Annotated in this window: 4 protein-coding genes and 1 pseudogene; 3 read left to right on the top strand and 2 right to left on the bottom strand. The window is 49.7% G+C overall.

Annotation, left to right across the window (positions count from 1 at the left end; all coding sequences use genetic code 11):
- Together R3177_RS12535 and R3177_RS12530 are read left to right on the top strand one after the other, a co-directional pair.
- Positions 1-2,470, top strand: a 2,470-nt coding sequence (locus R3177_RS12535) for an alpha-1,6-glucosidase domain-containing protein (protein ID WP_318971369.1), incomplete at its 5' end; no start/stop codon positions are given.
- A gap of 129 nt (positions 2,471-2,599) precedes the next feature.
- Positions 2,600-3,895 (top strand): PAS domain-containing methyl-accepting chemotaxis protein, encoded by a 1,296-nt coding sequence (locus tag R3177_RS12530; protein ID WP_318971368.1) that lies wholly within the window; start codon positions 2,600-2,602, stop codon positions 3,893-3,895.
- 37 nt (positions 3,896-3,932) lie between these two features.
- Here the strand turns inward: R3177_RS12530 and R3177_RS12525 are convergent, their stop codons facing one another.
- Positions 3,933-4,724, bottom strand: a complete 792-nt coding sequence (locus R3177_RS12525; RefSeq protein ID WP_318971367.1) for a transporter substrate-binding domain-containing protein — start codon at positions 4,722-4,724, stop codon at positions 3,933-3,935.
- Positions 4,725-4,919: 195 nt separating this feature from the next.
- On the opposite strand from R3177_RS12525, the gene R3177_RS12520 reads away from it, so the two are divergent.
- A complete protein-coding gene (locus R3177_RS12520) occupies positions 4,920-5,261 on the top strand; it encodes a hypothetical protein (RefSeq protein ID WP_318971366.1) in 342 nt (113 codons plus the stop codon).
- Here the strand turns inward: R3177_RS12520 and R3177_RS12515 are convergent.
- A pseudogene (locus R3177_RS12515) lies at positions 5,256-6,003 on the bottom strand (SGNH/GDSL hydrolase family protein); the annotation flags it as partial. The gene R3177_RS12520 and the pseudogene R3177_RS12515 sit on opposite strands and share 6 nt — an antisense overlap.

The following is a 6,003-nucleotide window of genomic DNA, read 5'->3' as shown; positions in this document are numbered from 1 at the left end:
GCCGGTTAGCCACCTGAAAAAACTGGCTGAGAATGGCTTAACCCATTTTCATGTGCTGCCGTTAAACGATCAGGCCAATATTGAAGAGCGGGCAAACCGGCGGATTAACTTAACCGATACCGTCGCGCAGCTGTGTGCGTTGAAAGCCGATGCGCCGGTCTGTGGCGTCGAAAATGCCAGTGCCACGCTATTGTCGGTGCTGGAAAGCTACCTGCCCTACAGTGACGATGCTCAGGCATTAGTGCAGGCTATTCGGAGTATCGATGGTTTTAACTGGGGCTACGATCCGCATCACTTTATTGCAGTGGAAGGCAGTTATGCCTCTAATCCGGAAGGCGTGGTGCGGATTAAAGAAGTCCGGGCCATGGTTAAAGCGTTAAATGATATTGGTCTTCGGGTGGCGCTGGATGTGGTGTATAACCATACCAGCAGCTCAGGCCTGTTCGATAACTCGGTATTTGATAAGCTGGTACCCGGTTATTATCATCGTTATGACGCGGTAACGGGTAATATTGAGCGCTCTACCTGTTGTGAAAATACCGCCACCGAACACAAAATGTTCGATAAATTTATTAAAGACTCATTAGTTATTTTAGCCCGTGACTTTGGCTTTAACGATTTTCGCTTCGACATTATGGGCCATCATCCGAAAGACAACCTGTTAGCTGCGCGTGACGTAGTGCGGGCGGTTGATGCCAACACTTACTTTTATGGTGAAGGCTGGAATTTTGGTGAAGTCGCCAACAACCGCTTATTTACCCAGGCCAAACAGCAGGATATGGCTGGCACTGAAGTAGGCACCTTTAACGACCGGATCCGGGAAGGGGTGCGTAGCGCCGCTATGTTCAGTGGTGTTAACAACGCCGGCTCTCTGAAAGAGCAGGACATTATCCGGATAAGCTTAGCCGGTACCTTAAAAGACTATGTGCTGAAAAACTATCAGGGCGTTACCGGCCCGGCCTCCAGCGCCGACTGGAACGGTCAGGCGGCAGGTTATGCCGAAGATCCGGCCGATATTATTAACTACGTATCGAAGCATGATAACGAAACGCTGTGGGATATTCTGCAAAGCCGTTTACCGGTGTCGTTAAGCGCCAGAGAGCGCGTGCGGGCCCAGAATATGGCCATCGCGATACCGTTAATGAGCCAGGGTATTCCATTTTTACAAATGGGCGGCGACTTTTTGCGTTCAAAATCAATGGACCGTGACAGCTATGACTCGGGTGACTGGTTTAACTATGTTGATTTCACAATGCAGACCAATAACTGGGCAGTCGGTTTACCGCTGGCTGAAAAAAACCGCGATAACTGGAACAATATCGCCACGTTATTCCTGAACCCGGATACTGAGGTCAGCAGCGATGATATTACGTTTGCCTCTGATGTATTTGCTGAGTTTCTGGCCATTCGTAGTGGCAGCCCGCTGTTTAGGCTTACCACGGCAGAAGATGTTATTGACCGGGTAGGTTTTCATAATATCGGCACTAACCAGACCCAGGGCGTTATCGTGATGTCGATTGACGATGGTATCGGCCTGACCGACTTAGACCCGCGGTATGACGCCTTAGTGGTGATGATTAACGGCAGCGCGCAGGAGCAGTCACATACGGTGCCTACCGCTGCCGGTTTTGACTTACACCCGCTGCAGCAGGCGTCTGTTGACACTATGGTAAGTATGGCCAGCTTTACTGCGGGCACTGGCGAGGGCACCTTTACCGTGCCGGCCTACAGCATGGCGGTGTTTGTTAAAGCGCAAATGGGTGAGCAAGGCTCCGGCTTAGCCGCTGATGCCACGCTGGGGGCACCGGATATTCCGCCATATGAAGCCACTACCGTGTATGTTCGTGGCGGCATGAATGGCTGGGGTGAAACAGATGCATTCACTTATGCCGGCGAAGGTATTTACAAAGCAGAGTTTGATATTGCTGCGGGCAACTATGAGTTTAAAGTCGCCTCTGCAGACTGGTCTACCGTTGATAAAGGTGCCGGTGCCGATGGCAGTGCTGTCACGTTAGGCACAGCCAAAACCCTGGCTCAGGGCGGTGGTAACCTGAGTATTACTATTCCCGCTACGGCGACCTATATCTTCACGCTGGATGCAAACAATGCTGACTCACCTAGTCTGACGGTTATTGAACGGCCGACCTTTGGTGAGACTACGGTATTTCTGCGCGGTGGTATGAATGGCTGGGGTGAAACCGATGCGTTTGAATATATTGGCGCCAATCGGTACAGCATTAATATTGAGCTGGGCGCGACCGAATATCAATTTAAAGTTGCGTCATCTGACTGGAGCACCATTGACTTCGGGGCAGGCGCTGCGGGTGATACCTTTACCCTGGGCGAGCCAAAAGTACTGGCCTCTGGTGGCGGCAATCTCAAATTAACGACCGCAGAGGCCGGGGTATATAATTTCCTGTTCGATGCTACGTCAACTACCACCCCGGAGCTGACTGTCACCAAGCAATAAACTGCTAACATCATAAAAAAAGCTGCAGCCGGTCTGCAGCTTTTTTGTTTGTTGCCAGAAAAACAATTATATTGAACGTGCTATATCAGTGTTAATATTCTTTGTTATTGCCCCGGAGTGAATTTACCTATGTTTGGAAAAAGCAAAGTACTCAGAGAAAAGATCGGCGAACAAGCAGACATCATCACGGATCTTGAGAATAGCTTGCGGGCAATCCGTTCCAATGTGGGTTACATTGAATTTACGCCAGAGGGTAAAGTGATTTATGCCAATCCACTTTTCCTGTCAGTAACAGGTTACACCGCGGCAGAGATAGTGGGCGCCCATCACCGGCTTTTCTGTGAGCCAGAGCTGGTTAATACAGCTGAATACAAGCAATTCTGGCGGGATTTAGCCAAAGGACAGGCACTACAGGGGACCTTTAAACGCTTAACGAAGCAGCAAAAAGTCATTTGGCTGGATGCCACCTATTTTCCGGTGCTCGATACTGCCGGCGTCGTGGTAAAAATAATAAAAATTGCCTCTGACGTAACACGGGATCAGGAAAACCTGTTAAACAAAAATGCCATGTTTATTGCGTTACATAAATCGTTAGCGGTGATTGAGTTCACCCCGAAGGGCGATATTATTGATGCAAATAAAAATTTTCTGCAAACCATAGGTTACAGCCTTGAGCAAATAAAAGGTAAGCATCACAGCATGTTCTGTGACTCCGCTTTTTATCGCGAACATCCCAGGTTCTGGAACGAGCTTGCTGCCGGCAAATTTCACTCCGGTCGTTATAAGCGGCTGGACGCAAAAGGCCGGACGATTTGGCTGGAAGCGACCTACAACCCTATTTATGATGAGAAAGGACAGGTATATAAAGTTATTAAATTTGCCTCCGATATTACCCAGCGAGTGGTGACAGCGCAGGACGCGTCTGCCGCAGCCGCAGCAACATCTGAACAAACCTCGCAGATAGCCCTTGCGGCCAAACAAAATCTGGATCAGGCGCTCGCTACGTCGGCTCAAATCAGCTCACAGGTGGCAGAGGCGAATAAAAGCAGTCAGGTACTGAGTGAGCAATCGAAAAATATTACCAAAATTGTCACTATGATCAGCGCTATTGCTGAGCAGACCAACCTGCTTGCTTTAAATGCCGCGATAGAAGCGGCACGGGCCGGGGAAAGTGGCCGCGGTTTTGCGGTGGTAGCCGATGAGGTGCGTAATCTGGCCTCCCGCACCAGCGAAGCGACCAGAGAAATTGATAGTGTGGTCACTGCGAATGCAGAGTTGATTAATAAAATACACTCACAAATGGAGAGCATTAACCGGATGGCGCTTGACGCCCAGCAGCAGCTTGCTGACGTTACCAGCGGTATTACCGAGGTCGAACAGGGTGTTGCCAATTTTGCGCAACTGGTTGATCAGTTAAATAATTAACCGCAGTCGCAGATGAGTGCGGATAAGCGTTTACAGCTCAGGCGGCGGGCTTACATAAACCCGCCTGGTCGGCTGTCATTTCTATCGAGAAATCATAAGGTAAGGGTAGTTCATTCAGGGTGTTATTAAATTCAGTTAACAGCGCTGCCAACGGATGATGAATATTTACTGCCATATGCATTGTTTTCATTTCGTATTCGCTATGGTTAAACTGTAAACTTGCTGAAAACGGCGCCAGTTCTGGTTCGGTTGCAATAAGATACCGCATAACATCATAGTCTATAACGGCCGCGTCCAGCCGCCGATGCGCCAGGCGTAGCAAATTTTGTTTATCGTTAAGACTGGTTTCAACCATCAGCAGCTCGTCTCTAATCATCCGGTCGATCGTCGTGGTATTAATATAATCCTGCACCACGCCAAGCCGGTAGTTTTTTAAATCTGCAGTCGAGTTTAGCTGCAGTGGCGCCGCTTTATGTTCGGCCAGGCCAACATGGCTGTAACCAATACAACCGGACAGTTTTAAATCAGCATGAGCCAGCGGATATTCAGGAAAGTAAGCCAGATATTGTGGCTGAGTGCCGGTGCTTAACTTAACGGCCCGCGACCAGGGCAAAAATTCTATGACGACCTGATACCCCATTTGCTCAAAGATATGCCGGACTAATTTCGCCGTTTTACCACCGTCGGCTAATTGCTGACCGGTATAGGGTGGCCATTCCAGCGATGCCAGATAAATTACATCAGTGCTTTGCGGCTGTTCAGCTTTTACTTGAGCAGACAACAGCAACCCCAGCAATGGCACTATTGCCAGTTTAGTATTCGCCATCATTTGTCTCACTCCTGACAGCAGTGCCGGCCTGCGTGCCGTGATAAAGTGCTGTCTACTACTGATAATCATGATTAAAAATTCCGTTTAAGCAAGGCTCGTTTCAGGGACACACTCAGCATTGCTGCAGACCAGCAAAAAGCTGGTCTATACTCTGTACTTTGCTAATGCAGGTTTTACTGGAAAAGGAGTCGCTGAATGAGGCTGGTTTTAACAAAATTATTATTAACAGGGGTAATGGTCAGTAGTCCGCTGATGGCGGCTGATCTGCCGGGACAGCACACCCATTGTCAGCTGGGTGATACCGTGCGGATCATAAAAGTGGTATACCCGCAAGGTGGGTTGCTGCCTTGTGAGGTACATTACACCAAAAACGGCACCACCAGCGTGTTATGGCAGGCCAGCAATGAAGCCGGCTACTGTGAGCAGCGAGCGGCTGACTTCATTGAAAAGCAGCGGGGCTGGGGCTTTGAATGTGTGCTTATGCCATCAGGCAGCGAACCAGTAGCAGATGATGCAGCGGGCAATGCCGGTTTATAACGGCCGCGTCTTAATCAGTTGTTCCAGTTGTTCCAGTTGCCGCTGAATCTGCGGTGAAGCACCTGTTGCCAGAGAGGCCCGTTGCAGATACCCCTTTGCCTCGGCTATACGGCCCGCTTTGAATAATATTTGTGCAGCCTGCAGATTGGCCTGGGCATCGTGTGGCATGGCATCGGCAATGATTTTTAAGGTTTTTAACAGCATATCGCCATTGCCCTGCTGGTGATAATACTGCGCATTACGGTTTTGCAAACTTAACCAGTCCAGTTTGCCCTCAACATAGGCCTGAGCCCATTGTTGCTGCACGGTTTTGGCAGTTGGAAATTGTACCTGCTGAGGCTCAAGACTAAACGGATAGTCGGCCTTAAGCTGTAAAATGCGTAAATGCCCGGCATGCTCTTCTGCCGGGGTAATGGGCCGCTCCTGCCAGGCAATCTTAGCGGGTACAAGCATTGTGGGAAGCGGTTTTTGCCAGCCACCCGGGGCCTGCTGCCGTACCAGGGCATTATAAAAACTGTCGGCCAGCAGAAAGTAGCCCTGCACGTTGGGGTGGACATGCTCCAGCAACAGACTACTTCCGATAAGGCCCTGAGGCGAATTGGCGATAAAAGCCACTTCACTGTCCACCAGGGTGGCATCATACCGGTTGGCCAGTTGCCTGATAAGCTGATTAATGGCTTCGGGAGCCCTAAAACGCAGTAGATCATGGTCTTTGGCCAGCAAGAAATGCTGTTTTGCCTGC

Source organism: Arsukibacterium sp., assembly GCF_033722355.1.
In the GTDB taxonomy this organism is placed as follows: Bacteria; Pseudomonadota; Gammaproteobacteria; order Enterobacterales; family Alteromonadaceae; genus Alishewanella.
Note: the sequence above shows the minus strand (reverse complement) of the source record. Positions and strands in the feature narration are given on the sequence as shown.